The 26898-nt window shown below is 56.5% G+C and carries 19 protein-coding genes; 15 read left to right on the forward strand and 4 right to left on the reverse strand.

The window, feature by feature from the left end:
• Nucleotides 1–11: 11 nt before the first annotated feature.
• Nucleotides 12–2927, reverse strand: coding sequence for an ATP-binding protein (locus tag MIH18_RS20210; protein WP_249005529.1), 2916 nt, complete (start codon nucleotides 2925–2927; stop codon nucleotides 12–14).
• Nucleotides 2928–3137: 210 nt separating this feature from the next.
• On the opposite strand from MIH18_RS20210, the gene cysM reads away from it, so the two are divergent.
• The 9 genes from cysM (at nucleotide 3138) to MIH18_RS20255 (ending at nucleotide 15251) form a co-directional block, all read left to right on the forward strand.
• Nucleotides 3138–4031, forward strand: a complete 894-nt coding sequence (gene cysM, locus MIH18_RS20215) for a cysteine synthase CysM (protein ID WP_249005528.1) — start codon at nucleotides 3138–3140, stop codon at nucleotides 4029–4031.
• A 25-nt stretch (nucleotides 4032–4056) separates the two neighbouring features.
• Nucleotides 4057–5403, forward strand: coding sequence for a 23S rRNA (uracil(1939)-C(5))-methyltransferase RlmD (gene rlmD, locus MIH18_RS20220; protein ID WP_249005527.1), 1347 nt, complete (start codon nucleotides 4057–4059; stop codon nucleotides 5401–5403).
• Nucleotides 5404–5436: 33 nt separating this feature from the next.
• The gene (relA, locus tag MIH18_RS20225) at nucleotides 5437–7668 is read left to right on the forward strand and encodes a GTP diphosphokinase (protein ID WP_249005526.1); all 2232 of its coding nucleotides are present in this window, start codon (nucleotides 5437–5439) and stop codon (nucleotides 7666–7668) included.
• Nucleotides 7668–8516: a nucleoside triphosphate pyrophosphohydrolase gene (gene mazG, locus MIH18_RS20230; protein ID WP_249013323.1), complete on the forward strand. Its 849-nt coding sequence runs from the start codon at nucleotides 7668–7670 to the stop codon at nucleotides 8514–8516. Before relA ends, mazG begins: the two co-directional genes overlap by 1 nt.
• Nucleotides 8517–8611: 95 nt before the next feature.
• Complete coding sequence (gene ppc, locus MIH18_RS20235; RefSeq protein WP_249013324.1) at nucleotides 8612–11287, forward strand: phosphoenolpyruvate carboxylase; 2676 nt, start codon at nucleotides 8612–8614, stop codon at nucleotides 11285–11287.
• Nucleotides 11288–11339: 52 nt separating this feature from the next.
• Entirely contained in the window at nucleotides 11340–12716 is a 1377-nt protein-coding gene (locus tag MIH18_RS20240; protein WP_249005523.1) for an HDOD domain-containing protein, read from the forward strand.
• A 291-nt stretch (nucleotides 12717–13007) separates the two neighbouring features.
• Nucleotides 13008–13661 carry an adenylate kinase gene (adk, locus tag MIH18_RS20245; RefSeq protein ID WP_249005522.1) on the forward strand — a complete coding sequence of 218 codons (654 nt, stop codon included), beginning with the start codon at nucleotides 13008–13010 and terminating at the stop codon, nucleotides 13659–13661.
• 4 nt (nucleotides 13662–13665) lie between these two features.
• Complete coding sequence (gene tsaB, locus MIH18_RS20250) at nucleotides 13666–14424, forward strand: tRNA (adenosine(37)-N6)-threonylcarbamoyltransferase complex dimerization subunit type 1 TsaB (protein WP_249005521.1); 759 nt, start codon at nucleotides 13666–13668, stop codon at nucleotides 14422–14424.
• A complete protein-coding gene (locus MIH18_RS20255; RefSeq protein ID WP_249005520.1) occupies nucleotides 14424–15251 on the forward strand; it encodes a class I SAM-dependent methyltransferase in 828 nt (275 codons plus the stop codon). Before tsaB ends, MIH18_RS20255 begins: the two co-directional genes overlap by 1 nt.
• A gap of 10 nt (nucleotides 15252–15261) precedes the next feature.
• Here MIH18_RS20255 and plsB read toward each other — a convergent pair whose 3' ends face one another.
• Complete coding sequence (plsB, locus tag MIH18_RS20260) at nucleotides 15262–17736, reverse strand: glycerol-3-phosphate 1-O-acyltransferase PlsB (protein ID WP_249013325.1); 2475 nt, start codon at nucleotides 17734–17736, stop codon at nucleotides 15262–15264.
• 199 nt (nucleotides 17737–17935) lie between these two features.
• On the opposite strand from plsB, the gene nudC reads away from it, so the two are divergent.
• From nudC to MIH18_RS20280, 4 genes are all read left to right on the forward strand, one after another.
• Nucleotides 17936–18820: an NAD(+) diphosphatase gene (nudC, locus tag MIH18_RS20265; protein WP_249013326.1), complete on the forward strand. Its 885-nt coding sequence runs from the start codon at nucleotides 17936–17938 to the stop codon at nucleotides 18818–18820.
• Nucleotides 18817–19659: a glutamate racemase gene (gene murI / locus MIH18_RS20270; protein WP_249005517.1), complete on the forward strand. Its 843-nt coding sequence runs from the start codon at nucleotides 18817–18819 to the stop codon at nucleotides 19657–19659. Before nudC ends, murI begins: the two co-directional genes overlap by 4 nt.
• A gap of 207 nt (nucleotides 19660–19866) precedes the next feature.
• Entirely contained in the window at nucleotides 19867–21813 is a 1947-nt protein-coding gene (acs, locus tag MIH18_RS20275) for an acetate--CoA ligase (protein ID WP_249005516.1), read from the forward strand.
• A gap of 55 nt (nucleotides 21814–21868) precedes the next feature.
• Nucleotides 21869–22534 carry a response regulator transcription factor gene (locus MIH18_RS20280; protein ID WP_249005515.1) on the forward strand — a complete coding sequence of 222 codons (666 nt, stop codon included), beginning with the start codon at nucleotides 21869–21871 and terminating at the stop codon, nucleotides 22532–22534.
• 84 nt (nucleotides 22535–22618) lie between these two features.
• On the opposite strand, the gene MIH18_RS20285 is transcribed toward MIH18_RS20280, so the two are convergent.
• On the reverse strand, nucleotides 22619–23602 hold the full coding sequence (locus MIH18_RS20285; RefSeq protein ID WP_249005514.1) for a D-2-hydroxyacid dehydrogenase: 984 nt from the start codon (nucleotides 23600–23602) through the stop codon (nucleotides 22619–22621).
• Between the two features lie 182 nt (nucleotides 23603–23784).
• On the opposite strand from MIH18_RS20285, the gene MIH18_RS20290 reads away from it, so the two are divergent.
• Together MIH18_RS20290 and MIH18_RS20295 are read left to right on the forward strand one after the other, a co-directional pair.
• On the forward strand, nucleotides 23785–25011 hold the full coding sequence (locus tag MIH18_RS20290) for a pyridoxal phosphate-dependent aminotransferase (protein ID WP_249005513.1): 1227 nt from the start codon (nucleotides 23785–23787) through the stop codon (nucleotides 25009–25011).
• A 96-nt stretch (nucleotides 25012–25107) separates the two neighbouring features.
• Entirely contained in the window at nucleotides 25108–25677 is a 570-nt protein-coding gene (locus MIH18_RS20295; protein ID WP_249005512.1) for a DUF1439 domain-containing protein, read from the forward strand.
• Between the two features lie 23 nt (nucleotides 25678–25700).
• On the opposite strand, the gene MIH18_RS20300 is transcribed toward MIH18_RS20295, so the two are convergent.
• Nucleotides 25701–26855 (reverse strand): isocitrate/isopropylmalate family dehydrogenase, encoded by a 1155-nt coding sequence (locus MIH18_RS20300; RefSeq protein WP_249005511.1) that lies wholly within the window; start codon nucleotides 26853–26855, stop codon nucleotides 25701–25703.
• Nucleotides 26856–26898: the final 43 nt, after the last annotated feature.

Genomic DNA, 26898 nt, shown 5'->3' on the forward strand with positions numbered 1-26898 from the left:
ATGCGTCAGCTTTAAGAGTGCGTAAGGCTTCCGTGTTGCCTGAAGAGTAACTGCCAATGAGTGTTGTCGCCCCAGTTCAATAGCCGCTTCAATGCTTTTAACAGCTGATCGGTCAGGGTGTCAATATCGCTGTCAGCCGTTTTTAACGCGGTCTCCAGTTGATTGGCAGCAGCCCGAACTTCCGGTACGCCGCAGTAGCGGGCGCCACCGTGCAGCTTGTGCACGCACTCCAGCAGTTCCAGCCTGTTGCCGCTTTGCCAGTGCTGCTCAATGGCCTCTACAGTAGGTGCTATTTGTTCCAGCAGCATGCTGAATAACTCTTCGGCCAGGTCTGCTTTGCCGGCTGCCAGGCGCAGGCTTTCCTCAATACTGATGCATTCCCTGGTCATTTTTCGACTCGACGGCCGCAGTGCACTGCGGCTGTCGCGCACTTCGTTAGCTCGACCGCCGTCGTCTGTGCCGTCGCAACATACCAATCCTGTGTGCTGTTCGACGGCGTCCAGCAGTTGGCGGCTGCTGACCGGCTTGGTCATATAGCCGTCGAATCCCTGCCGCGCCAAGCGGCCTCGCTCGTCACTCATGGCGTGCGCGGTCAGTGCAATAATGGCGGCACGCTGGCAGCCGGCGGTTTCCAGTTGCCTTAGCCTTTGGGTGGTAGCAACGCCGTCCATACCTGGCATCTGTAGGTCCATGAATATCAAATCGAATTGACGGGAGCGGGCCTTTGTCAGCGCTTCAAAGCCGCTGGCGGCGCCTACCGTGTTTACGCCCGCATCCCGTAGCAGGGTCAGCACCAGTTTGAGATTGGCTTCGTTGTCGTCTACCGCCAGAACCCTGGGGTTGAGGCTTTCTCTATCGGGTTCTGGCGGTGGTGTGGTCGGCCCGTAACCGCGATCGGCCGTGTGGTCGTTAGCGTTGATACCGTGCACCAATAACACCAGTTCATTGTAGAGCGCCCCGCGCAGAACGGGTTTGGTCAGGTGGCTGCTAACATTGGCCACCAGGGGGGTGTCGTGGCTTTCCAGGGTTGGCGTCAGCAACAGGGTGCGACAATCGCGGTCAACCTCAATACTGTGTACCAGGCTGCGATATTGGCTGGAGTTGAGCAGATGGCGATTAATACCAATCAGCGCGACGGCAAAGCCGGCCTGCTCTCGTTGCGCTTGTTCGATGCGCTCTTGCATGGCGCCAGGAGAGCTAACCCGCTCTACGGCAACGCCCCAGTCCCGCAATAGGTGCTCCATCGCCAGGCCGGTGGTTTTTTGTTGCTCCAAGTATATCATGCGTTCACCGCGCAGGCCGTTACGGGGGCTGTCGCTATCGTTTTGGCTGGCCCGCGTGCTGGTCAGGGTGAACCAGAATGTAGAGCCCTTCCCGGGCTCGCTTTCCAGGCCGATCTTGCCGCCCATTTCCTCTGCCAGGCGCTTGGATATAGCCAGTCCGAGCCCAGTACCACCATATTTCCGTGCGGTTGATGCGTCGGCCTGACTAAACGCATCAAACAATGATCGCTGTTGTGCGCGTGACAGTCCCATGCCTGTATCCGCTACGCTGACGCGAAGGGTAACGGAGCCATTATCGGCGTCTTCTTCTTCCAGGCTGGCACGCAGGACCACTTCGCCGGTGTGGGTAAACTTGATGGCGTTGTTGAGCAAATTGGTAATAATCTGTTTCAGCCTTAATGGGTCGCCCATCAGGTTGTTGGGCACATCGTTGTAAACCAGGGTCACCAGGTCCAGGTTTTTGTCGTGCGCTGCCGGCGCGAGCATCACCATGACTTCTTCCACAATGTCCCGCAGTTGGAACGGTACCCGGTCCAGCGTTAGCTTGCCGGCTTCGATTTTGGAAAAGTCGAGAATGTCGTTGATGATGGTCAGCAGGATTTCCGATGACTTGCGAATGGTGTTCAGGTGATCTCTTTGCTGGCGGGCCAGGGAGCCTTTTAACAGCAGTTCGGTGAACCCGATAATACCGTTGAGTGGAGTACGGATTTCGTGGGACATATTGGCCAGAAATTCCGATTTTATACGGCTCGCTTCCAGCGCTTCCTTACGCGCAAAATCCAGTTCAATATTTTGGATCTCAATAGTTTCCAGCGTTTCACGCAGGTCTTCGGTGGCCTGATCGACGTTTTTCTGCATGTCGGCCTGGGCCTTGCTCAAGGCGGCCGCCATGGCGTTCAGGCCGGACTCAAGCTGTTGAAATTCGGGCCCCGCTCGAGTACAAACCCGGGTTTCCAATTTGCCCTCTTTAAGCTCGGCAACGGCTTTATTAAGTTTATAAACCGGGCTGGTGAAAGCTCGGCTCAGGCGCAACGACACCAGCATGCTGAACACCACACCGGAAAGGACTAAAAGCAGGGAAATCAGCAGGGCTTTGTAGATTTCTTTTTCGGTGCGGATATGGGACATCTCCACGGCTACCCAGCCCAGAGTTTGCTGGGCACTGGGCACATCAGCCTCGCCATTGGCATTGAGCAGATTCTCGATCATCAGGTCCTGCAGGGTAACCGGCGTAATGAAAAAGGTGCTCTGCTGGCGCGGCAGCTGCTGCGCGACCTGATCCTGCAGCAGCTCGGCGATATCGCGTTTGTGGGTGTCTGGGCCGGTGTGCAGAAGACGCTCGCCGGCGCTGTCGAAAAAGCTGATGGAACGCACATCCTGCTCTTGCAGTAAGGCGTTGGAAAGGCTGTCTAACAAGTGCCGGTTGGCCGTAAACAGGCCGTATTCTGAGCCCGCCGCCAGTTGCCGCGACAAGGCTTCGCCGCGGTCCCGCAGCAGGCGTTCAATCTGGTTAACCCAACTTGAACTGAAAAACAGGCCTAGCAGCAAAGTGGTAGCCAGCGTGGGCATCAGTGTGGCCATCAGTACCTTGTTGCGAATGCCCCAGTGACGAATACCTCGGTTGGTAAAATCCCAGCGCCCCATAAACAACTCCTGAAAATGGCATTTTGCCCGCGTACTAAGGGCATCAGTGTGTTGGTTCGGTGTTTGCGCCCGACGGGTGTTGTTGCCGGCAGTCGTTAACGTATTTCGTAGCTATAACCCCAGGCTCTTGCGATAGCAATAAGCTGTATTGGGCTGGAGTCACTATAAGGCGTATGATTTAACCCCAAAAGTGTACCACAGGGACTCATTATGTATTTTCCAACCATTGAAGATTATGTTGGTAAAACCCCCCTGGTTCGCCTGCAGCGCCTGCCAGGCGACACCAGTAATGTCATCCTTGCCAAGCTGGAAGGTAATAATCCGGCCGGATCGGTCAAAGATCGGCCCGCGATTAGCATGATCCAACAAGCCGAAATCCGCGGCGACATCAAGCCCGGCGATACCCTGATCGAAGCCACCAGCGGCAATACCGGTATTGCCCTGGCAATGGCGGCAGCGATAAAGGGTTACCGCATGGTGTTGATTATGCCTTCCAATATGAGTGAAGAGAGGCGCGCGTCCATGCGCGCCTATGGCGCCGAAATTATTGCGGTGAGCAAGGAAGACGGAATGGAAGGTGCCCGGGATCTGGCCGAACGCATGCAGGCCGAGGGCAAAGGCAAGGTTCTGGACCAGTTCGCCAATGCTGACAACCCACTGGCGCACTACCGCACCACCGGCCCTGAAATCTGGCAGCAGACCAATGGCCGGGTAACCCATTTCGTGGCCTCTATGGGCACCACGGGTACGGTTATGGGCGTGTCCCGCTACCTGAAAGAGCGCAACCCCGACGTCCGCATTGTTGGCCTGCAACCCAGCGAGGGCGCGTCTATACCCGGCATTCGGCGCTGGCCAGAAGCCTATCTGCCTAAAATTTTTGATGCTAAGGCGGTTGATCAGGTAATGGATATTGGTCAGGTCGAGGCCGAGACTACGATGCGCGCGCTGGCTGAAAAAGAAGGTATTTTTTGCGGCGTATCGTCTGGCGGTTCCATCGCCGCGGCGCTGCGACTTTCCCAAACGCTTGAAAACGCCGTTATCGTGGGCATTATCTGTGACCGTGGTGACCGTTACCTGTCTACCGGCGTATTTCCTAGCGCCTGAGTCTGATTAAAAAAGAGAAGAATTGATGAGTAGAAGACGCAGAAAAGTGTTGCCCCAGGAACCTGTGCGCTGCGAGGTCGAAAAGCTCGGCCATGATGGCCGTGGTATTGCTCGTAACGAGGGTAAAGTGCAATTTGTCAGCGGCGCGCTGCCGGGCGAAACAGTGATGGCCAAGATGGTTGGCAGCCGCAGCAAATTTGACGAATTGCGCACACTTGAGGTACTCACCGCGGCTCCTGATCGCCAGACTCCGCCCTGCGACTTTGCCGCTGTGTGCGGTGGCTGCAGCCTGCAGCACATGAGCGCAGAGGCGCAGATTGCGTTCAAGGAAAACACTCTGAAAGAGCACTTTGCCCATTTTGGTGGTATCGAGCCCGAGCAGTGGGTTAAACCGCTGCGCGCTGACACCATGGGTTACCGCCGCAAAGCGCGGCTGGGTGTGCGTTTTGTAAAAGCACGTGAATCCGTGCTGGTTGGCTTCCGCGAAAAGAGCAGTAATTTTCTGACGGATATTGACCGCTGCCTGGTGCTGGACCCACGTATTGGCGAACGCATTATGCCGCTGCGCGAACTGCTGCACGGCATGGATGCTTTTGACCTCATTCCCCAGGTAGAGGTTGCCTGCGGTGATGATGTGGCAGTGATGGTGTTCCGTAACATGGAAGACTTGAGCGACGGCGACCGCAGCAAGCTGATTGTGTTTGGTCAAAATCACGATTTGCACATCTATTTGCAACCTAAAGGCCCGGACACGGTTCACCGTATCTGGCCGGAATCTGCAGGTCGCCAGGATGAGCGTTTGAGCTACAGCTTGCCGGAATTTGATTTGACTCTGGCGTTTCACCCAATGGACTTCACTCAGGTGAACGCTAGCATCAACCAGGTAATGGTAAAGCGCGCCATCGACTGGCTGGACGTGCAACCCGGCGAGCGAGTCTTGGATCTTTTTTGCGGCTTGGGCAATTTTACCCTGCCGCTGGCCCGCAGTGGTGGCCAGGTGGTCGGTGTTGAAGGCGACGACGCCATGGTTGAACGCGGCCGCGAGAACGCCGCGCTGAACGGCCTGGATAATGTCACCTTTTTTGGCGCCGACTTGCACGGCGATTTTACCGGCCAGAGCTGGGCCAAAGAGGGTTTCGACAAAATCCTGATTGACCCGCCGCGCTCCGGCGCCGAAGACATTTGCCAGTACTTAACTGCCTTTAACGCCAGCCGCATTGTATATGTGTCTTGCAATCCGGCCACTTTGGCGCGAGATGCGGGTGTTATGGTGCGTAATGGCTATCGCTTGGTGCAAGCGGGTGTCATGGATATGTTCCCGCATACTACTCACGTGGAATCCATAGCGCTTTTTGAGCGTGATTCTGGTTAAGCGCGATTCCGGCTAATCTGGAAAAGAGTCGACATGGTAAAAGTTCGCGAAGATTACGCCGTGACCGGCAGCGGTGAAGTAGACATTGCCCACTGCGTGCGCCAGCTGGCCGAGCAGACCCGACTTGAGGATGACAGCCTGCTGCGCCAGGCGTGCGAAAGAGCTGCAGCCATTGACCTTCAGGCCTATCGGGAAGACCGACAATGGACCCCCGGCGCCAGCAGTTTCCGCACCGGCATTGAAATGGCTCGAGTGCTGGCAGAGCTGCATCTCGACCAGGCTAGCCTGACGGCTGCTGTGCTGTATCGCGCTGTGCGCGAAGAACGGGTAACGCTGGAAGCCGTGCGTAAAGAGTTTGGCGACGAAGTGGCTGGCCTGATTAACGGCGTGCTACAGATGGCGGCGATTTCGTCTATCCATCATCCCCTGAAAGGCAATGTTCTGGGCCAGAGCGAAGGCCAGCTCGACAACGTGCGTAAAATGCTGGTGACCATGGTTGACGACGTGCGGGTTGCGTTGATCAAACTCGCTGAGCGCACCTGCGCCATCCGCGGAGTGAAAGACGCATTGCCGGAAAAACGCATGCGAGTTGCCCGGGAAGTATTTGAAATCTATGCCCCGTTGGCGCACAGGCTGGGCATTGGCTATATCAAATGGGAGCTGGAAGACCTGTCCTTCCGCTACCTGCACGAAACCGCGTATAAGAAAATTGCCAAACTGCTGGATGAAAAGCGCCTGAATCGGGAAGGCTACATCAAACGGGTGGTGGCTGCGCTGGAGTCGGAGCTGGGCAGCGCCGGCATCACAGGCGATGTGTCGGGCCGCGTTAAACACATCTATAGCATCTGGCGCAAAATGCGCAGAAAAGGCATTGATTTCAGCCAGGTGTATGATGTGCGCGCCGTGCGTATTCTGGTGCCGGAGGTACGCGACTGTTACGCCGTGCTGGGCATAGTCCACGGTCTGTGGCGCCATATTCCGAATGAATTTGACGACTACATCGCCAACGTCAAAGAAAATGGTTACCAGTCTCTGCACACCGCGGTCATCGGCCCGGAAGGCAAGGTGATGGAGGTGCAGATTCGCACCCAGAAGATGCACGAAGAAGCCGAACTGGGTGTCTGCGCCCACTGGCTTTATAAAGGGACCGACACCAAAAACAAATCCACCGGTTACGATGCCAAAATAAACTGGTTGCGCCAGGTGCTGGAGTGGCAAGAAGAGCTGGGCGATCTGTCTGGTTTGGCGGAGCACCTGAAATCCGAGGTAACGTCGGATCGGGTCTACGTGTTTACGCCTGAGGGCCATGTGGTTGATCTGCCCCAAGGTTCCACCGCCGTAGACTTCGCTTATCGGGTACATACAGAAGTCGGTCACGCTTGCCGAGGCGCGCGCATCAACGGGCGTATCGTGCCCTTGATCTACCCGCTGAAAACCGGCGATCAAGTGTTCATACTGACGTCTAAAAATGCGACACCCAGCCGCGATTGGCTCAACCCCAACCTGGGCTACATTCGGAGTTCGCGCTCCCGCGCCAAGGTCATCAGCTGGTTCAAACAGCAGGATCGCGGTCGTAATATCAGCGACGGCCGTACCATTCTGGATGACGAATTCAAGCGTTTGTCATTGCACGATTGCAATCTGGAACTGCTCGCCAAAAAGGTGAATTACCACAGCGCGGAAGACATGTGTGCGGCAATTGGCGCGGGCGACCTGCGCCCAGCCCAAGTGGCCAATGTGGCCCAGCAAATGCTGGAGCCAAAAAATGAGCAGCCCGAACTGAAGCTGCGCAAGCAAAGCAAAGCCTACGATACCGAATCTGACATTCGCATTGTGGGTGTGGGCCAGCTGAAAACCCAGGTGGCTAAATGCTGTAAGCCTCTACCGGGTGATGATATTGGCGGCTACATTACCGTTGGCCGCGGTGTGACCGTTCACCGGCAGGACTGCAACACCTATATGGGACTGGCGGAAGCAGAGCCACACCGCATTATCGACGTCAGCTGGGGCGAGCGCCAGGCCTCGGTATACCCGGTGGATATCAGCGTTGACGCCTACGACCGTTCGGGCCTCTTGCGCGATATCACCCAGGTGCTGTCGGCATCGCGCTGCGATGTGCTGGCGTTACACACCCAGAGTAATCGCGACGACAACACGGCCAACCTGACGGTCACTGTAGAAATTTCCGATCTGGAACAACTGGCCAAACTGCTGTCCCAGATCCGCAACCTGCCCAACGTCATCGAAGCTAAGAGAAAACGCTGATGAGCTATTCGCTGGACGACTTGAAAACCCTGATGGCACGCTTGCGCGATCCAGACACCGGTTGCCCCTGGGATGCCCGCCAGACGTTTGCGTCCATCGTGCCCCACACCTTGGAAGAAGCCTACGAAGTGGCTGACGCCATCGAACGCGAGGATTATCCCCACCTGGAAGATGAATTGGGTGACCTGCTGTTCCAAGTCATTTTTTACAGCCAGATCGGGCAGGAAACGCAGCGTTTTGATTTTGATTCGGTGGTGGACAATCTGGTGCGTAAACTGATTCGACGCCACCCACATGTGTTCCCTGAAGGCACCCTTGAAAGCCGGATCGATCCTCATAACCGCCCGAGCGAGGACTGGATCAAACAGAGCTGGGAGCGTATCAAAGCGGGAGAGCGGGCATTAAAACCAGCGTCTGACAACGCCGAGCCCACAGGCCGTCTGGACGGTATTGCCCGCACTTTGCCGGCGATGGCACGGGCTGAAAAACTCCAAAAGCGGGCTGCCCGCCACGGTTTTGACTGGCCCGATATCGGCCCGGTGTTTGACAAACTGCACGAAGAAATTGATGAGCTGAAAGAAGCTTGGCAGATCGCCAGTAACGGCAGCGGCGAACGCGATGCGCTCGAAGATGAACTCGGCGACGTGATGTTCGTGTGCGTGAATCTGGCGCGATTTATGGAAGTAAACCCGGAACACGCTTTAAAGCGAACCAACCATAAATTTGAAGCACGCTTTCGCGCCATCGAGGCTGAGTTGTGGGTCCAGGGCCGTGATATGGACAGCGAAACCCTGGAAACGCTGGACGCTATCTGGCAGTCAGTGAAAGGTGTAGAGCGCCAGCGCTGAGGCCTTTAAGCCGCGTAGACTTCGGCAGTGGTTCCTTAGTACCTTGACGAGCAACGAATCGGATGCTGCCTTAAACACGACAAAAGGATACCAATGTGACTGAATTACACCCCGATTTGCGGGAAAATGTGAGGATGCTGGGAGAACTTCTGGGGCAGAGTATACTTCAACATCCCGGGCAGCAGTGTTTTGATAAAATTGAAGAAGTACGAGCTGCCGCCAAAGCCGACCGGCTTCAGGAAAGCGGCTCGGGCCAGCGCCTGGTGAATCTACTGGGCCAGCTGACCGATGATGAAATTCTGCCGGTGACCCGCGCTTTTAATCAGTTTCTGAACCTGGCCAACCTGGCTGAGCAATATCACGGCATCCGTCGCAATCGCGGTCACAGCGCTGATTTAATGGTGGAATCATTCTCCGAAGTGTTCCAACGTCTATTAGCCGGCGGCATAAGCGCTGACGAACTGCACCGCCAAGTAGTCAATTTACGGGTGGAGTTTGTACTGACCGCCCATCCCACCGAAGTGGCTCGCCGCACCCTTATTATGAAGTACGACGACATGTCGGGTTGCCTGGAGCAGTTGGACCATCAGGATCTGATGCCCAGCGAACGCGACGAAATTGTGCGCCGTTTGACCCGGCTGATCGCCGAAGCCTGGCACACCGATGAAATTCGTCACGATCGCCCCACCGCGGTAGACGAAGCCAAATGGGGCTTTGCAGTCATCGAAAACAGTCTATGGACCGCGTTACCGCGATTCCTGGAAAGCCTGGATACTGCGCTGGTGGAGGCCACTGGAAAAGGCCTTCCGCTGCAAGCCACGCCGGTGCGAGTCGCGTCCTGGATGGGTGGTGATCGTGACGGCAATCCTAACGTTACCCACCAGGTAACTCGCAAGGTGTTTTTGCTGGGCCGCTGGATGGCTGCGGATCTATATATGAAGGACATCACGGCGCTGCGCGCTGAGTTGTCTATGTGGCAGGCCAGCGATGAGCTGCGAGCAAAGGTTGGCGACACCCGTGAACCTTATCGCCAGATCCTGGGCCGGTTACGTGACCAACTCAGCCGCACCCGTGATTGGGCTGAAGCCAGCATCAGCGGCGTTGTGGCCGACAGTAAAGACATATTGTTCGCCAACAGCGATTTCATCGAACCCCTGGAGCTGTGCTACCGCTCACTGGTTGAGTGTGGTCTGGAGCACATCGCCAATGGACCATTGCTGGACACCATTCGCCGTGCCCATACCTTTGGCTTGCCATTGAGCCGTCTTGATATTCGCCAGGAGGCAGCCCGCCATGCGGAGGCTGTGGCCGAAATTGTGGGCTATTTGGGGCTTGGGGATTATCAGACCTGGTCAGAAGTAGAGCGTCAGGCATTTTTGGTGCGCGAGCTTAAAGGCCGCCGCCCGCTGATTCCGCGTAACTGGCAACCCAGCGAAGCGGTGGAGGAAGTGCTGGCCACCTGCAAGGTGGTGGCCGAGCAAACGCCGCAGGCGTTGGGCTCTTATGTGATTTCCATGGCCAGTAAGCCGTCCGATGTGCTGAACGTTATTCTGCTGCTGCGCGAGGCGGGCATGCAGTATCCGATGGCGGTTGTACCGCTGTTTGAAACATTAAACGACCTGAGCGGCGCACCACAAAGCATGACCGAGCTTTATCAGATTGACTGGTATCGCGACTATTGCGACGGCAAGCAGGAAGTCATGATTGGCTATTCCGATTCGTCGAAAGATGCCGGCCAGATGATGGCTGCATGGGCCCAGTACCAGGCCCAGGAAGCACTGACAAAAGTGGCCGCAGAATACGATATGCGCTTGACCTTGTTCCACGGCCGTGGCGGCACGGTTGGTCGTGGAGGCGGCCCTGCTAACCGGGCGATCCTGTCGCAGCCGCCGGGATCGGTCAACGGCAGCTTCCGCATTACCGAGCAGGGCGAGATGATTCGCTTCAAATTCGGCATGCCGGATCTTGCCGTGCAAAGTCTGACGCTGTACACCACTGCGGTAATTGAAGCCACGTTGGCGCCGCCACCGCAGCCAAAAGACAGCTGGCGCGAAACTATGGACTGGCTGACTGAGCGCTCGTTAAAGGCGTATCGCGACGTGGTGCGTGACGACCCGCAATTTGTGCCTTATTTCCGCCAGGTTACGCCGGAGCAAGCGCTGGGTAAACTGGCCTTGGGCAGTCGCCCGGCGCGGCGTAAAGCCAGCGGCGGCGTTGAAAGCCTGAGAGCCATACCGTGGATATTTGCCTGGACCCAGATGCGCCTGATGTTGCCTGCCTGGTTGGGCAGCGACGTGGCTCTGGAGGCGGCCGCAGAAGACCAGCGCATAGACCAGCTGCGGGAAATGATGGCGGGATGGCCGTTTTTCCGCACCTACATCGATATGCTGGAGATGGTGCTGGCAAAGGCTGACCTGCGTATTGCCAGTTACTATGAAAAGACTCTGGTGGAAGACCCCGAATTGCGGGCTTTGGGTGAAAGTTTGCGCCAGCGTTTGAGCCGCTGTATTTATCGGGTGCTGGAATTGAAGCAGCAAGATCACCTGCTGGCGGACGAGCCGGTATTTGCCCACTCCATGAATGTGCGCAACCCGTATACCGATCCACTGCATTATCTGCAGGCCGAACTGCTACGGCGTGAGCGCCAAAGCGAGAGCAAGGAGGGTCACGATGGCGATGATGAAGGCAACGGAAAGGTACCGGAAGTGGTTGAGCGGGCGCTAAAGGTCACCATGGCCGGGATCGCAGCGGGTATGCGCAACACTGGTTAAAGCGTCGCGAACACCACTGCTGTTTTGTCATGCACATCGCTGGAGTTGAACTTTGCAATCTGCAACGCGAATTGAGCTGTTTCTGGCCCGTAAGGCCATTGCGTTTCAGGCACTGGGCTTGCTGCCAGCGACCACGTTGGAGGCAGCCGTCAGCGCCACCGGTCAGTCGCTGTCGACGGTCATAACGGGCACGGTGCTGATTGACAGCAAGGGCGCACTAATGGTCACCCACCGCCTGCACGGCGAGGTAGATCTCGCCGCGGTATATCGCCTGACGGGGCGTCAGATGCAGGTGCTGACCGAACGCCAGGTTGCCCGTTTGTTTGACGACTGCGATTCGGGTTTTTTGCCGCCGCTGGGCGCAGCCTATAATTTGCCTATGCTGGCAGACAGCCAGTTAGACGACTTGCCCCGGGCGCTCTTAGCCAGTGGCTCCAATTGCCGGCTTTTGGTGCTGGAGGGGCGTTGTCTGCGCCTGGCTTTGGCTGGCGCCCGCAAAGGGCCTCTCGTAACAGGGTTGGCGACAGGGCTGGCGCCTGATGTCAGCATAAACCAGCTAACGTTGGATCAGATTGCTGCCAAACTGCAAAAGCTGTATCGACTGCCGCCGATGCCGGCTTTGGCTTTCCGCATTCTGGAACTGACGGCTAAGCCCGAGGCGACGGTAAAACAGTTGGCCGAGGTGATCGAGCTAGACCCCAGCATGACTGCACAGCTGCTACGTTACGCCCGCTCGGCGCTGTTCGGTTATCGCGGCCAGATCAATTCGGTGCAAGATGCGGTTGCACGTGTGTTGGGATTTGAACGGGTGGCCCATGTGGCGATGGGCATTGCCGCAATAAAAGCCTTTGATGTGCCTCGTGAGGGCCCGTTAGGGATCGATCAATTTTGGCGCCATTCCTTGTATTGTGCTTTTCTGAGCGCCAGCCTGGCCCGGCGCTGCGGTGCCGAATCCGGTATGGCCTACATGTGTGGGCTTTTACATAATTTTGGGCTGCTGCTTATCGCGCACCTGTTTCCAGCACAGTACGCTCGCCTCAGCGAGTTGCGTGACGCCGAACCAGAAACCAGTATGCAGCAATTGGAGCAGCAGATATTCGGCGGCTCTGACCCATCCATGATGGCGGTGGGCCATGGCACCATCGGTGGTGTTCTGCATCGGTTGTGGAACTTGCCGGGGCCGGTTATAAAGGCGGCTGCCATGCACCAGCGCGGCGAATACAACGGCGAGCATCAGCTTTATGTGAATGCAGTGATGCTGGCAAACGCTCTTCTTAAAGACATCGGTATTGGTGATGAGTTTGTTCCCGACGATACCGATGCTCTGGCCGTGAAGCTAGGCTTGGAGCAGAGCGATCTGGAACAGGCCCGTGGGGAAGTTGCCGATGTGGCCGATGATCTTGACGCTATGGCGGCGGCGTTAAGTTAACAGCGCGGACCACGGTTGATCAGTCCTAATTACTCTTTAAAGCTCTTCTCATCACTCTTTAATACTCTTTAGCACTTTAAGCACTACAGGGCCAGGGAAGGCTTCGTTTCGGTATTCCACTGTATACAAACGGGCATGATACTGAGGTCGGCTTTCGCTTGCCGGCTCGACTTCGTATAATGCGCCACTATCGAGCCTTTACTCGGGTAAAAAAAGTCGAGAGGCTGCGGCAAAAGCACCTGTTTTTGCCATAGCTTTTTCAATTCAGTCATCATTTCAGGAGCATAAACTATGCGCATCATTATGTTGGGCGCCCCGGGCGCCGGTAAGGGTACACAGGCTCAGTTCATAACAGAGCGGTTCGATATTCCTCAGATCTCCACCGGCGACATGTTGCGCGCCGCGGTCAAGGCCGAGTCGGATCTGGGCAGTAGGGTCAAAGAAGTAATGGCCTCGGGTGGCTTGGTGTCAGATGACATCATCATTGCTTTGATTGATGAGCGTATCCAGAAAGCGGATTGCAAAAATGGCTTTTTGCTCGACGGCTTTCCGCGCACTATTCCTCAGGCTGAAGCGCTGAATAATCAGGGTATTGCCATAGATTATGTGGTTGAAATTACCGTTGCCGATGAAGAAATTGTTAACCGCCTGTCAGGCCGGCGCGTGCACGAAGGCAGTGGTCGCATCTATCACATCAAGTACGATGCACCAAAAGTGGAAGGCAAAGACAACGAAACCGGCGAAGCGTTGATTCAGCGCGAAGACGATACTGAAGAAACCGTGCGCAAACGCCTCGGTATCTACCACCAGCAGACCGCTCCGCTTATCGGTTACTACAAGGATTGGGCTGCCAAAAATGCAGACAGCGCGCCACGTTATGTTCAAGTTGAAGGCATTGGCAGTCTGGACGATATTCGCGCCCAGATCAGCGCCAAGCTGAAGTAAGCAAATGAAATTACTGGCACTGGACACCTCGGCTGCAGGCTGCTCGGCGGCTCTCTGGCTGGGCAGTGCAGAAGCGGGTTTGGCCTATGAGCGTTTTGAAATTGCGCCACGGGGCCATACCCGCTTGCTGATGCCTATGGTTCGCAGCTTGTTGCAGGAACACGGGCTGGAGCCTGCTGATCTTGATGCCGTTGCTTTCGCCTGCGGGCCGGGGTCGTTTACCGGGTTGCGTATTGCCACCGGCGTGGTGCAAGGCCTGGCCTGGGGGCTGAATATACCGGTCATACCGGTTTCATCGCTGGCGGCCGTGGCCTTGGATGCCTTGACCCAGGCTGGCGCCACTCAAGGCCAGCGCGTGGCGGTGGCCTTTGATGCACGTATGGGCGAGGTATATTGGGGCTGTTATCAGCTGCTTGATAGCGCACCGGTACTGCTCGGAAAAGAGCGTGTGTGCGCCCCATCTGCGTTGGCAATGCCGGCAGCAGAAAGCTCTGCCGGCGACGTTGAAGGTGCTCATGCCAGAGCCGACAACGCCGATTGGCTTGGTGCGGGTTCCGGCTGGGCTTTGAGTGAACAGATGCCCGAAGCTGTGACCTCTGCGTTGGTGGCCTTGCCCAGCATTGATTTGGTGCCAAGAGCTGCGTGCGTTGCCCGCCTGGCCGCCAAACAGTTTGCCGCGGGTGCCGGTGTGTCGGCACAGCAGGCTCAGCCTGTGTACCTGCGCGACGAAGTAACGTGGCAAAAACTGCCCGGTCGCGAGTAATGCAGGTTTCTCTAGCTGCAAATCTGGCTGTAAATCTGGCCGTAGCCTGCTCGGCACTAGGCGATAAGCACCGTGCGCAGGAATTGGCGACAGAGCTCGGCGTGTCGCTGGTAGCCGCTACAGATCCGCGCCGCGTAACAAGCGTTCCTTTGCTGGTGACCCTGGATGAGCAAGGGCTAGCTTTGCAGTTGACGGGTAAGGGCGCACCGGGGCCCGTTCGGGTCGAATTCGTCAGCGGCAAAATGGGTTTTCGTCGCGAACACGGCGGTGGCACCGGGCAACTGGTGGCGCGTGCTGTGGGTCTGCATAAAACCCGCACTCCTTTGCACGTGTTGGATGCCACTGCAGGTCTGGGCCAAGACGCGTTTATTCTGGCGGGCCTGGGCTGCCGGTTGACTCTGTTTGAACGCCACCCCGTCATTCACGCTTTGCTGCAAGACGGCTTGGTCCGCGCGGCACTCAACGTTGAGTGCGCGCCGGTGGTTGCGCGCATGGACCTGCGCGCCGGCAGCAGTCTCGATTTTCTAAGCCAGGCCGAATCCGCCGAGCCGGAACACGCGTTGGCAGACGTTATTTATCTGGACCCAATGTTTCCCCACCAGGATAAAACCGCTCTGGTGAAAAAAGAAATGCAGGTGTTCCGCCATCTGGTGGGGCAGGATGACGACACGCCACAGTTGCTTCAGTTGGCGCTAAACGCCGCGCGTTACCGTGTGGTGGTCAAACGCCCGCGCAAAGCTCCGGCAATAGAGGGCGCCACACCCACCACACGGGTAGAGGGTAAGAGCAGTCGCTACGATATCTACAGCTTGCGAGCTTTACCTTGAATCTGTGCTTTTAAATCCCCATGCGGGTAACATTTTCAATGGCCAGCTGTTTTTCTACGCTGAGCACCAGTCGGGCATCTTTGGCGACCTCGTCCAGACTGTCGTCGTAATAAATCACCCCGTGTTCGTCGGTGTTAATCACGTCGTTACTCTGTAATGCGCTGATAAAGTGACGAAACAGGTTCTTGTCAAAAAACTCTGGCGCATTCAGACCAAACAGAATGGACATGCGCTCGGCTAGAAGAGTGCTTTGCTCCTCCAGCGCCTCTGTGGTGATTTTACCTGAGCCGTAGCGGCGTAATATGCCCACCACAATGTGATAGCGCTCCAGCGTCTGGATGATAAACCGCGACAGTAAGCGGAGCCGTACCGTGGCATCAGTGCCGTCAACCGGTCGTGCAATCCGCCCGTCTTCTTGTTTTAGCAACAGTCCTTGGGCGATCAGAACGTCCAGCCAGCGGTTAATGATATGGGTGACCTGCTCAACGCCTTGGTATTTCAGGAACAGCTCGTTCTGCAAATAGGGATAGGCGATGCTGGCCAGAGACACGATGTTTTCCCGCGTCAGTGAATGGCGGTTTTCGAACAGGCAGGCAATCAGTGAGGGCAGGGCAAACAGATGCTGAATGTTGTTGCGATAATAGGTCATCAGGATCGCGTTGCTGCCTTGCAGAACGATAATATCCCCCAGCTTTTGCGGCTGACGGCCCACCAGTCCCATGGCTTCGGAATACGCCAGCCAGTCGCTGCCACTGCCTTCGGGCAGGGTGACCGTGTCGGCATAGGGGCAGGCCCGCAGAAGGTCTGCGCACTGGTCCATCAACCGAATCAGTTGGGTTTCACCCATAGCAGGGCGCTCGTTTCCCAGTAGCACCGTCGCGGTCATGCCAATGGGATTAACGGCGACCGCCGCATTGATGTTCTGCGCGACTCGCGCAGACAAAGCGCTGACGGCCTGGTTCAGCCAGGGTGGCCGGTACTCATCGCCATAGGACAGTTCGCGCCAGTCGCTTTGAGTGTGGTCCAGCACCTCGGCCAAGGGGATGGCATCGCCGAAATTGAGGGCAACCCGGCCGAAGGACTTGTTGAGTTTGCGTACGGTTTTGGCCAGGCCAAACACGCTCTCTTTCGGTTTTTTTTTGCCCCGTAGTTCGCCCAGATAGGAACGGCCTTCCATCACTTTTTCATAGCCCACGTAAACCGGTACAAACACGATAGGCTTCTGGTGATTGCGCAAAAAGCTACGCACCGTCATCGCCAGCATACCGGGCCGTGGCTGCAGCATTCGGCCGGTGCGGCTGCGGCCGCCCTCAACAAAGTATTCCACGGAGTAGCCGCGGGTTAGCATCACGTGCATGTATTCGTTGAACACGGTGGCGTACAACGGGTTGTCGCGGAAGCTGCGGCGCATAAAAAAGGCGCCGCCGCGGCGCAATATGGGGCCTACTAGCGGCATGTTTAAGTTGATACCCGCCGCTATGTGCGGTGGTACCAGGCCGTTCTGGTAAAGCACATATGACAGCAGCAGGTAGTCAATGTGGGAGCGGTGGCAGGGTACGTAGATAACCGCGTTGTCGCGGGCAACGTCTTTGACTACTTGAATATTATTCACCGAAACGCCGTTATAAATGCGATTCCACAGCCAGGTTAGCAATACGTCCATAACGCGGACGGTCGCTACCGACATGTTGGCGGCGATTTCGTCAGCGTATTTGTAGGCTTTAAGCTGCACTTTGTCTTCGGCCATGTTTTGCTGCGCGGCCATGTCACGGACGGCCTGCTTTACGGCCTGTGTGCGCAACAGATCTTCGACCAGCGTGCGGCGGTGCGACAGGTCTGGTCCCAATACGGCCTGGCGAACCCGGCGAAAGTGAGTGCGAAGAAGCCGCGCCAGCTTGCGACTGGCCAGTTCTTCGCTGTTGCGATATTCCTCCAGCAGCGGCTGCAGGCGCAGCGCTTTGTCGAACTGCACGTAAGTGTTGCGACCGTTCACCAGAATGATCAAAAACTTTTGCAAGCGGCCTGCCACCGACCAAGTGTCTGATAAAAATAGTTTAAATAGCGACTTTTCTTTGTCGGGCGAGCGCCCCCAGAACAGCGATACCGGAACAATATGCCAATCCTGATCGGGGTTTTTGATAGCGTGCCGAACCACCGCCCTGAAATTGTCAGTGGCTACCGGCGTTTGGCGCCCGCCCCGAAGAAGCCTGCCCACGCGGTGGTACAGAAAAACAAACCAGGGTACGGCAGCAGGCTTCGGCGCTTTCTTGCGAGTACCGTGAGGCAAGCCTGCGCGCAGAACTTCTTGCTCTAACACCAAGCGGCTGGACAGCGAGCTGTACTGCAACACGTAACACACTGGCTGCTGCGGGGTCAGGCCCAGAGCTTCCGGCGTGGCACCGGTAACCTGGGTGCGCACCCAAAGAAACAGGATTTTCCGAAAAATGGCGAGAATCAGGCGGCGAATGCCCTGGAAAAATGCCATAGGGGGTGTTGCTCCGTAGAAATTCAGCTGTCGAGTTTACCGGCTCGGCGCGCGGGGTCAAAGCGGCCCGTCATTCTGTGCTGACGGTGCAGGCGCTGTCTGTGCTTTGGCCGCAGGCGCTATGATACATTAAAGTTAACAACTTCAGAGCCGGCGCGAGCATCACGCATCGGTGCTATATCAGGATTGGGTTTCAGTCATGTCTCAGAAAAATGTTCCAGCCTATCAACGTACCTGCGAGCAAAGCGGTCGCGAGCTTGAAGCAAACTGGGTTGCCGGTTGGGATCCACAGCCGTTGCAAACTGGTGACTGGGTGTTGCGAGTAAGCGGCGATATGGTGCTGAAGCCCGCCAATGGGTGGTTGCAGGCGGTGGCCGCCGATGAGGTCGCTTCGCTGTCCGCCAGTGCGGTTTCGTTGGGTCAGTTCCAGGACCAGCCGCTGTTCGTGGTCAATCAGACAGACGGCGCCCTGGCGGGCCTGGAGCCCTTGTTGTTGCGCGACGTGATTTTGCACACCGATGACGCCCCGGTAGCGCTGGTCAGCATCGCGGTGCAGCTAGCGCATTGGTGGCGCGATCACCGGTTCTGCGGACGCTGTGGCACGGCCACCGTCATTCACGCCCGCGAGCGCGCATGCTGGTGCCAAAGGTGTGAAATACCCTGGTATCCGCGGGTTGCTCCCTGCGTGATTGTGGTTATCCGCCGCGGCGAGCGCATGCTGCTGGCACGTTCGTCCCGCACGCGCAGGCCCATGTACAGCCTGATTGCGGGCTTCGTTGAGCCCGGCGAAAGCCTGGAGCAAGCGGTGGCCCGCGAGGTCAAGGAAGAGACCGGTTTGCAGGTGTCCAATATACGCTATCGATTGTCACAGCCCTGGCCGTTTCCCCATCAACTGATGGCCGGTTTTTTTTCTGACTATGAAAGTGGCGAACTGGTTTTGCAGCAGGATGAGCTGGCAGACGCAGGCTGGTTTGTGCCAAATCACACGCCACCCATACCGCCATTAACCACCATTTCCGGGCAGCTGATTCATGATATGTCTGAGGAAATTCTGGCGGACATTGCGGGCAGGGCGAATCGGTGAACGAAGCGTCGCCCCCCAGTGTACTGGTGTTTGATTCTGGTGTGGGCGGGCTCAGCGTTGCGGCCAGCATTCGACGCCTGTGCCCGCAATTGCCTCTGGTGTATCTGGCGGACAACGCAGGGTTTCCCTATGGCGACAAACCCGAAGCGGAGGTCATAAGGCGCACCTGCAATCTGGTAACCAGCGCCCTGTCGCAGTTTGATTGCCAGATTGTGGTTATAGCCTGCAACACTGCCAGCACAGTGGCATTGCCCGCGTTGCGCCAATGTGTATCGCAGGCGGTTGTGGGTGTGGTGCCAGCCATCAAACCAGCGGTGGCGATCAGTGTCAATCGTCGTATCGGGATACTGGCTACGCCGGCCACTGTGGCAAGGCCGTATCTGGACCAGCTGATTGCGGATTACGCAGCTGACTGCCAAGTGTGTCGTATTGGGCACCCAAATCTGGTGCATTGGGCGGAAGGGCTGGCGCGGGGCGAGCCCTTGCCGCACGCAGAGCTGGCTGAGGTTCTGGCTCCGTTTGAGCTCGCAGGGGTAGACACGGTGGTACTGGGTTGCACGCATTATCCACTGCTGCTGCCTGCCTTGAAGCAGGCAGCGCCCGGTGTGCAGTTTTGGGTCGACAGTGGTGATGCCATCGCGCGCAGGGTAGAGCAGTTGCTCGTCTCCTTAAAATCAGCGCACCCGCAAGCGCTCACATTGAAGTTGCAGTCGGGCATGCCGTCAGCGCCTTTGCAGCAGGCGCTGTTCAGCGCGTCGGCGCCCCCCGGAATAGAGTATTTTATGACCGGCCTGGGCCTTGCTCCCAGTGCTATAGTGGGTTCTTGGGACCAGATTTAAAGCCTCGCAATTTATCGCCTTAATGGTGCCATTTTTTGCAACTTTGCCACACGTTCACGTTAAATAGTACGTTCGTCTAATTCAACAAAAGGCCATCGGCGTGGTGAACTGTAGTGAACTATGGGTATCCCGATGGCGGGCCGTTAGGCTCGCTCGCTCTGAATTTCAAAACCATAATGACAATAGACCAGGAAAAAGGGGAGCAACATGACTGATAAACAGGTGTATCCGGTAACCCCGGAAGTGGCAAAACACGCGTTGATTAATAAAGACCAGTACCAGGCGATGTACAAGCAGTCCATCGAGAACCCGGATCAGTTCTGGGCCGAGCATGGCAAGCGCGTAGACTGGATCACGCCGTTTACCAAAGTCAAAAACACCACTTACGATTATAATGCGCTGTCTATTAAATGGTTTGAAGATGGCGAACTGAACGCGTCTGCCAACTGCCTGGACCGCCATCTGGAAAACCGTGGCGACCAGACCGCCATCATTTTTGAAGGCGATGACCCGTCGGACTCCCGCAATGTCAGCTACCGCGAACTGCACGAGCAAGTGTGCAAATTTGCCAACGTGCTGAAAAGCCAGGGTGTTAAAAAAGGCGATGTTGTCACCATTTACATGCCGATGATCGTCGAAACCGCCGTGGTTATGTTGGCGTGTACCCGTATTGGCGCCATCCATTCGGTGGTCTTTGGCGGCTTTTCACCAGAAGCAGTTGCCTCCCGAGTGGTTAACGGCAAATCCAGCATCGTGATTACCGCCGATGAAGGCCTTCGCGCCGGCCGCAAAATCCCGCTTAAAAAGAACGTCGACGCGGCGCTTAAAAACGACGGTCGCCACACGGTAAAAACCGTTATTGTGGTCACTCGTACCGGCGGTGATATTGCTTGGACAGAAGGCCGCGACCAGCGCTACGAAGACTTGATGGGCAATGCGTCGGCAGACTGCAAGCCCGAACCCATGAACGCCGAAGACCCGCTGTTCATGCTGTACACCTCCGGTTCCACCGGCGAGCCCAAAGGCGTGTTGCACACCACCGGTGGCTACCTGGTGTACGCCTCCATGACTCACCAATACATTTTTGATTATCACGATGGTGATGTGTACTGGTGCACCGCCGACTTCGGTTGGGTGACTGGGCACAGTTATATTCTATATGGCCCCTTGGTCAACGGTGCCACTACGCTGCTGTTTGAGGGTGTGCCCAACTACCCGGACAGCTCGCGCATGGGCCAGGTGGTCGACAAACACAAGGTGAACATCCTGTACACCGCGCCCACAGCAATCCGGTCACTCATGGCTCAGGGCGAAAGCTGCATGGATGGCACTACCCGTAACAGCCTGCGAATTCTGGGCTCGGTCGGTGAACCCATTAATCCTGAAGCCTGGGAGTGGTACCACCGGGTGATGGGTCATGGCAAATGCCCGATTGTAGATACCTGGTGGCAAACCGAAACTGGCGGCATCCTGATTTCACCTCTACCGGGCGCTACCGATTTGAAACCGGGTTCTGCGACCGTGCCATTCTTTGGTGTGCAGCCTGCCCTGGTAGACGCCGAAGGCACGTTGCTGGAAGGCGTAGCCGAAGGCAATCTGGTGATTATGGACAGCTGGCCCGGGCAGATGCGTACCATTTATGGCGACCATGAACGTTTCATTGAGACCTACTTCAGCGCTTACAAAGGCATGTACTTCACCGGTGACGGTGCCCGCCGTGACGCCGATGGTGACTACTGGATTACCGGCAGGGTTGACGACGTGCTGAACGTATCTGGCCACCGCCTGGGAACCGCTGAGGTAGAAAGTGCGATGGTGTCTCATCCGAAAGTAGCGGAAGCGGCGGTGGTAGGTTACCCCCACGACATCAAAGGGCAGGGCATTTACGTGTATGTGACGTTGATGCAGGGCGAAGAGCCGACCGACGAGTTGAAAAAAGAGCTGGTACAGTGGGTGCGCAAGGAAATTGGCCCTATTGCCTCTCCGGACGTGATTCAGTGGGCAACGGGCTTGCCAAAAACCCGATCAGGCAAGATCATGCGCCGCATTTTGCGTAAAATTGCTGCCAACGAGTACGATCAATTGGGCGACACGTCCACACTGGCGGACCCAAGCGTTGTTGACGATCTGATCAGCAGCCGTCAGTTAAAGTAGCCGTCATTCAAAGCAATCGCTCGGCAAGCGCCGGCACCGTCAAGGATACCGTGAAATGGCACAAACAATAATTGTCGCGGACGATCACCCGCTGTTTCGGGCAGCATTGAAACAGGCGGTAAACCAGGCAGTACCCGATGCTCTTACCGTAGAGGTCGACAGCATCAAGGCGCTGCAAGCGGCGATAGAGGCTCACCCGGATGCCGATCTGGTGTTACTGGATCTGAACATGCCAGGTGCTCACGGCTTCTCTGGGTTGGTGTTCATGCGCGGGCAGTATCCTGGCTTGCCGGTGGTGGTGGTGTCGGGTTCGGAGCAGTTGCAGGTAGTGCGCCGTTCAATAGACTATGGTGCGTCTGGCTTCATTCCGAAATCGGCGCCGCTGCCGACCATCACCAAGGCCATTCAGGACGTACTGCAGGGTGATGTATGGTTGCCTGAGGGCGCCGCGGACAAAATCGAACGCATGCATTCAGATGCCACCGATTTTTCCGAGAAACTGGCGTCACTCACACCACAGCAGTTTCGTGTGTTGGGCATGCTGGCCGAAGGATTGTTGAACAAGCAGATCGCTTACGATCTGGAAGTGTCTGAAGCTACTATTAAAGCCCACATTACCGCGGTTTTCCGAAAATTGGGTGTGCGCAACCGCACTCAAGCCGTGATTGCCATCCAACAAATGGAAATTGATCCGGCGGTGCAGTCGCTTTCAGGCAGCTAACCTAAACCGTACAACAAAAAGCCGACGTGCTGTCAAAGCCGTCGGCTTTTTTGTTTCTTTCTGTTTTTGTTCGGCGCCGTATTTTCAGCCTTTGGCGGCGTAGCCCAACCCTTTGTCAACGCGATTGAACACCTCTTTATTCTGGTGCCAGCGATCAAAGTTCTGCAGGAACTGATCCACTAGAGCCCGCCGCCAGCCAATAAAATCGCCGGCCATATGGGCCGTCATGACTACGTTTTCCCGATCCCACAGCGGATGGTCGGCCGGCAGCGGTTCTTCTTCAAACACGTCTAACGCTGCACCGGCAATCTGACCCTGTTCCAAGGCGGCGATCAGGTCATCGGTTTTAACAATCGGGCCGCGACCAATGTTGATCAGGCGTGCGTCCTTACGCATTGCAGCAAAGGCGGCGCTGTCAAAAAGGCCCTCTGTCTGGGGTGTTAGTGGTGCCGCAATGACCACGTAATCGGCTTTGCCAAGTTGCTCGTGGAGCTGGTCGTTGGCGTGTACCGCAACGAAGTCTGCATCTTGCGGGCGGGCGCTGCGGGCGATGCCATGGGGGTTCATGCCAATGGCCTTCGTTAGGCGGGCAATTTGTCGACCGATGGAGCCGGCACCCACCACCAGCACGTGTTTACCTTCTACTCTTTCTGTGTCGCGGTGCTGCCAGCGATGCGCTGACTGAAATCGCAACGATGCCGGGAAGTCTTTGGCAAACATGAGAATGGTGCACAATACATACTCGGCAATCGTGCGATCGAAAATGCCGCGGGCGTTGGTGACCATCACCTTGCTGCTCACCAGCGCCGGAAACATAAGCGCATCCACGCCGGCGCTGGTGGCGTGAATCCAACGCAGCTCATCGGCGCAGGGCCAGGCGGCTTCCAGCGCTTCTGTACGAAAATCAGTGACCAGCAGCACCGAGGTACCGGGCAAGGTATTTTTCAGGGTTTTTTCGTCCCAGGCGTGACGTATTTCTACTCGCGACCGCAAAGCATGCAACCCCTCGGGTTGCGGATCACCGGGCGCAGTCAGAATGGTAATCACCGGTTTTTTCTGTGTGGCCATAAGTGTTTTTCCCTTGAACCCTGGAGCGTGAATGGATTAACGAGTGTGCTTACAGTCTGGACAGCACATGGGCTGGGGTCAACCTGCATATGCGTGCTTGTAGAGCCTGCGTAACGAGACTAACCTGCAGTCACAGCGGAACTTTTCCGTCTCATGTCGTCGCAGCTTGCAGGAGTTAATTTATGGTGGCGTCCGCCAATCACGAAAGCAGCCAGGCCAAAAGCAGAACCGTCAAGTACCGCAAAACCAAAGCCAGCTGGAACCCTGCTATGCAGGCGGTTCCCATACCCGGTATTCGTCGCATGGTGAATCTGGCGGCTACCATGAAGGACGTGATTCATCTGTCCATTGGTCAGCCAGATCTACCCACGCCCAAACACATTATTGACGCCTACGTGGATGCGCTTCACGCTGGCCAAACCGGCTATACCATGGATGCGGGCCTACCAGAATTGGTAATAGCGCTGCGCGACTATTACAGCAAACGTTACAATCGCAAGCTTACGCGCGACAACATCCTGGTAACCAATGGTGCCACCGAGGCGATGTACCTGGCCATAGCGGCAACCGCTGCACCCGGGCGCCAGTTTCTGGTTACAGATCCGTCTTTTTTGCTGTATGCGCCGCTGATCCGTATGAACGGTGGCGAGGTGAAATATGTGCCTACTCACGTGGAAAACAACCACCAGTTAGATCCAAACGACGTTATCCGAGCGATTGGGCCGCGCACCTTCGCGCTGGTTTTGAATAATCCGAATAACCCCACCGGAGCGGTGTATCCGCGTTCAACCGTGGAAGCCATTCTAGAGGAGTGTGCTTACCGCGGAGTTCAGGTATACGCCGACGAGGTGTACGATCATCTGATTTTTGATGACGATGAATTTGCCAGTGTTTTAACCTGCGCGGTTGATCTGGACAACATCATGTGTATCAGCAGTTTCTCCAAAACTTACAGCATGGCGGGCCTGAGAATTGGCTGGGTGATTTCCAGCCAAGCGGCCATCAAATCGCTGCGGCGCTATCATATGTTTACTACGTCAGTGGCGAACACGCCGGCTCAGTTCGCCGGTGTCGCGGCACTGAACGGCGACCAGCAATGCGTTCACGACATGGTGGATATTTATCGCGAGCGCCGCGACAGAGTTGTGGACTTGATTGCGCAAACCCCTCACCTGAGTGGCTACAAACCGGGCGGTGCGTTCTTCGCGTTTCCAGACTTGCCCCCCCATGTGGATGGCACGGACCTGGCGCTGCGGATGTTGAAAGAAACGGGCGTGTGCGTGGTACCGGGAGACTCCTTTGGTGAGGGCTGCACCAATGCCCTGCGTTTCAGTTTTTCCACCACCTGCGAGAGACTGGATGCAGCGTTTGACCGCATCATTCCGTGGATGGCCAAGCAGAATTTATAATCAATCTGATAATGGCCAGCCAATAAGGCCAAGCGGGCCTTGCCCGCTTGGCAGCCGTGGGTCAGGATAGAGCCCGAACCCACGGAGGCAATGCTGATGATCGGAATTTTGAACACCCCACGCTGGTTGTGTATTGTCCTGCTGGCCGTTCTGGCCAGCGGTTGCGCCAGCCTTTCTCCCTACGCGGTTTCCGAAGGTGAGCTTGAGCGCCACCTGCAGGATGCTGTGCGCGACTACGATCGTAAGCAGTTGCAGAGTGGTTCGCCATTAAGCCTGAGCTTGAATGACGCGGATATTACCCTTGGCCCGGACGGTCGTGATGTGGCCGTCATAGGGTTGAAGGGGCAAGTAGCCCTCAACGTGTTGATGGCAAAACTGCCGGTGGATATCTCGTTGAAGCTGGAAGGTGCTCCGGTTTATGACAGTGCTGAAAAGGCGGTGTATCTTCGCCGTTTACAGCTATTGGAGAGCAGCGTTGAATCACCACTGTTCCGCGGTGATCTTAAGCCCGTTACCGACACGGTTATGCGGGTAGTGGCGCAAATGCTGGAAACCATGCCGATATATCGCTTAGACGATAGCAGCATGGCCCAGCGTATGTTTGGCATGGTGCCTATGGATATCCGCGTAGCGCCAGGCCGGCTTGAGTTTGTTATGGCCGACTAGGCGCAGCGGTGTTTATTTTCAGGTCAGGCGTTTAACCGTGCACAAACGGCTGCGCCGATCTCGGCGGTTGATCGTCGCTTGCCGCCGTGCTTTGCCAGATCTGCGGCTGTGGCTTCAAACAGGGCATGGCCTGCCGCGGCCATAGCCGGATCTTTGTGGGCTAACCATTCCAGCATGCGCGCGGTGGTAAATAACATCGCTGTGGGGTCCGCAAGGCCTTGACCAGCAATATCCGGCGCGCTGCCATGGGTGGGCTCAAACATTGACGGCATGGTTGGGTCTGTGGGGTTCAGGTTGCAGGATGGTGCCACCCCCAAGCCGCCGGACAGCACCGCAGCCAGATCGGTTAAAATATCGCCCTGCAGATTGCTGGCCACCACCACATCAAATGCCCATGGGCTCTGCACGAACTTCATGCAGGCGGCATCCACCAGCTCATGATGGGTTGCCACATCTGGGTATTCCAGGCTCATGCGCTCAAACACTTCGGTATAAAGATCACCCCAGTAACGCAAGGCGTTGCGTTTGGTTACGAGGCAAACCTGGCTTTCACAGACGCGGCCATCTAATGTCTGAAACTGGCGTGTCTCGTCGTGTTGCTTGCGGTGAACGGCTCGGGCTCGGGCCTGCTCGAAGCCGTAACGAATGATGCGTTCGCTGGCGAAATGGGTAAATACTTCAATCTGGGTAGCCACTTCATGGGGCGTACCCTGGCGCAGGCGCCCGCCCTGGCTGACGTATTCTCCTTCTGAGTTTTCCCGAATGACCAGCATGTCGATGTCGCGTGCGCGATCGTCCGCCAGGTACTGGCGAGCGCCGGGCAGCAAGCGCGCGGGCCGCTCGCACGCCCACTGGTCAAAGCCCTTACGGATCTGCAGCAAGGGCGCCAGCGACACGCTGTCAGACAACAGATAACGATTGCGATCGGTCACCGGGCCAGGGTCGCCCAAGGCACCCAGCAAAATGGCATCAAAAGCGCGCAATTGCTCCAGAGCGTCAGCAGGCATGGATTCGCCGTGTTGCTGATGCCAATGGTGTGAGGGCCAGGGGAACTGGTGCCAGCCCAGATCCAGTTTGTAGCGTTGGCGTAGTAACTCAAGACATTGAACGGCTTGATTGACCACTTCCGGGCCAATACCGTCGCCGGGTGTGATAGCGATGTTGGTTGTAGCAGACATTCAAGCTCCTTGGCCGGTAAACAAAAAAAGCGCTACGTTAGCG

The sequence above is a fragment of the Marinobacter sp. M3C genome, assembly GCF_023311895.1.
In the GTDB taxonomy this organism is placed as follows: Bacteria; Pseudomonadota; Gammaproteobacteria; order Pseudomonadales; family Oleiphilaceae; genus Marinobacter.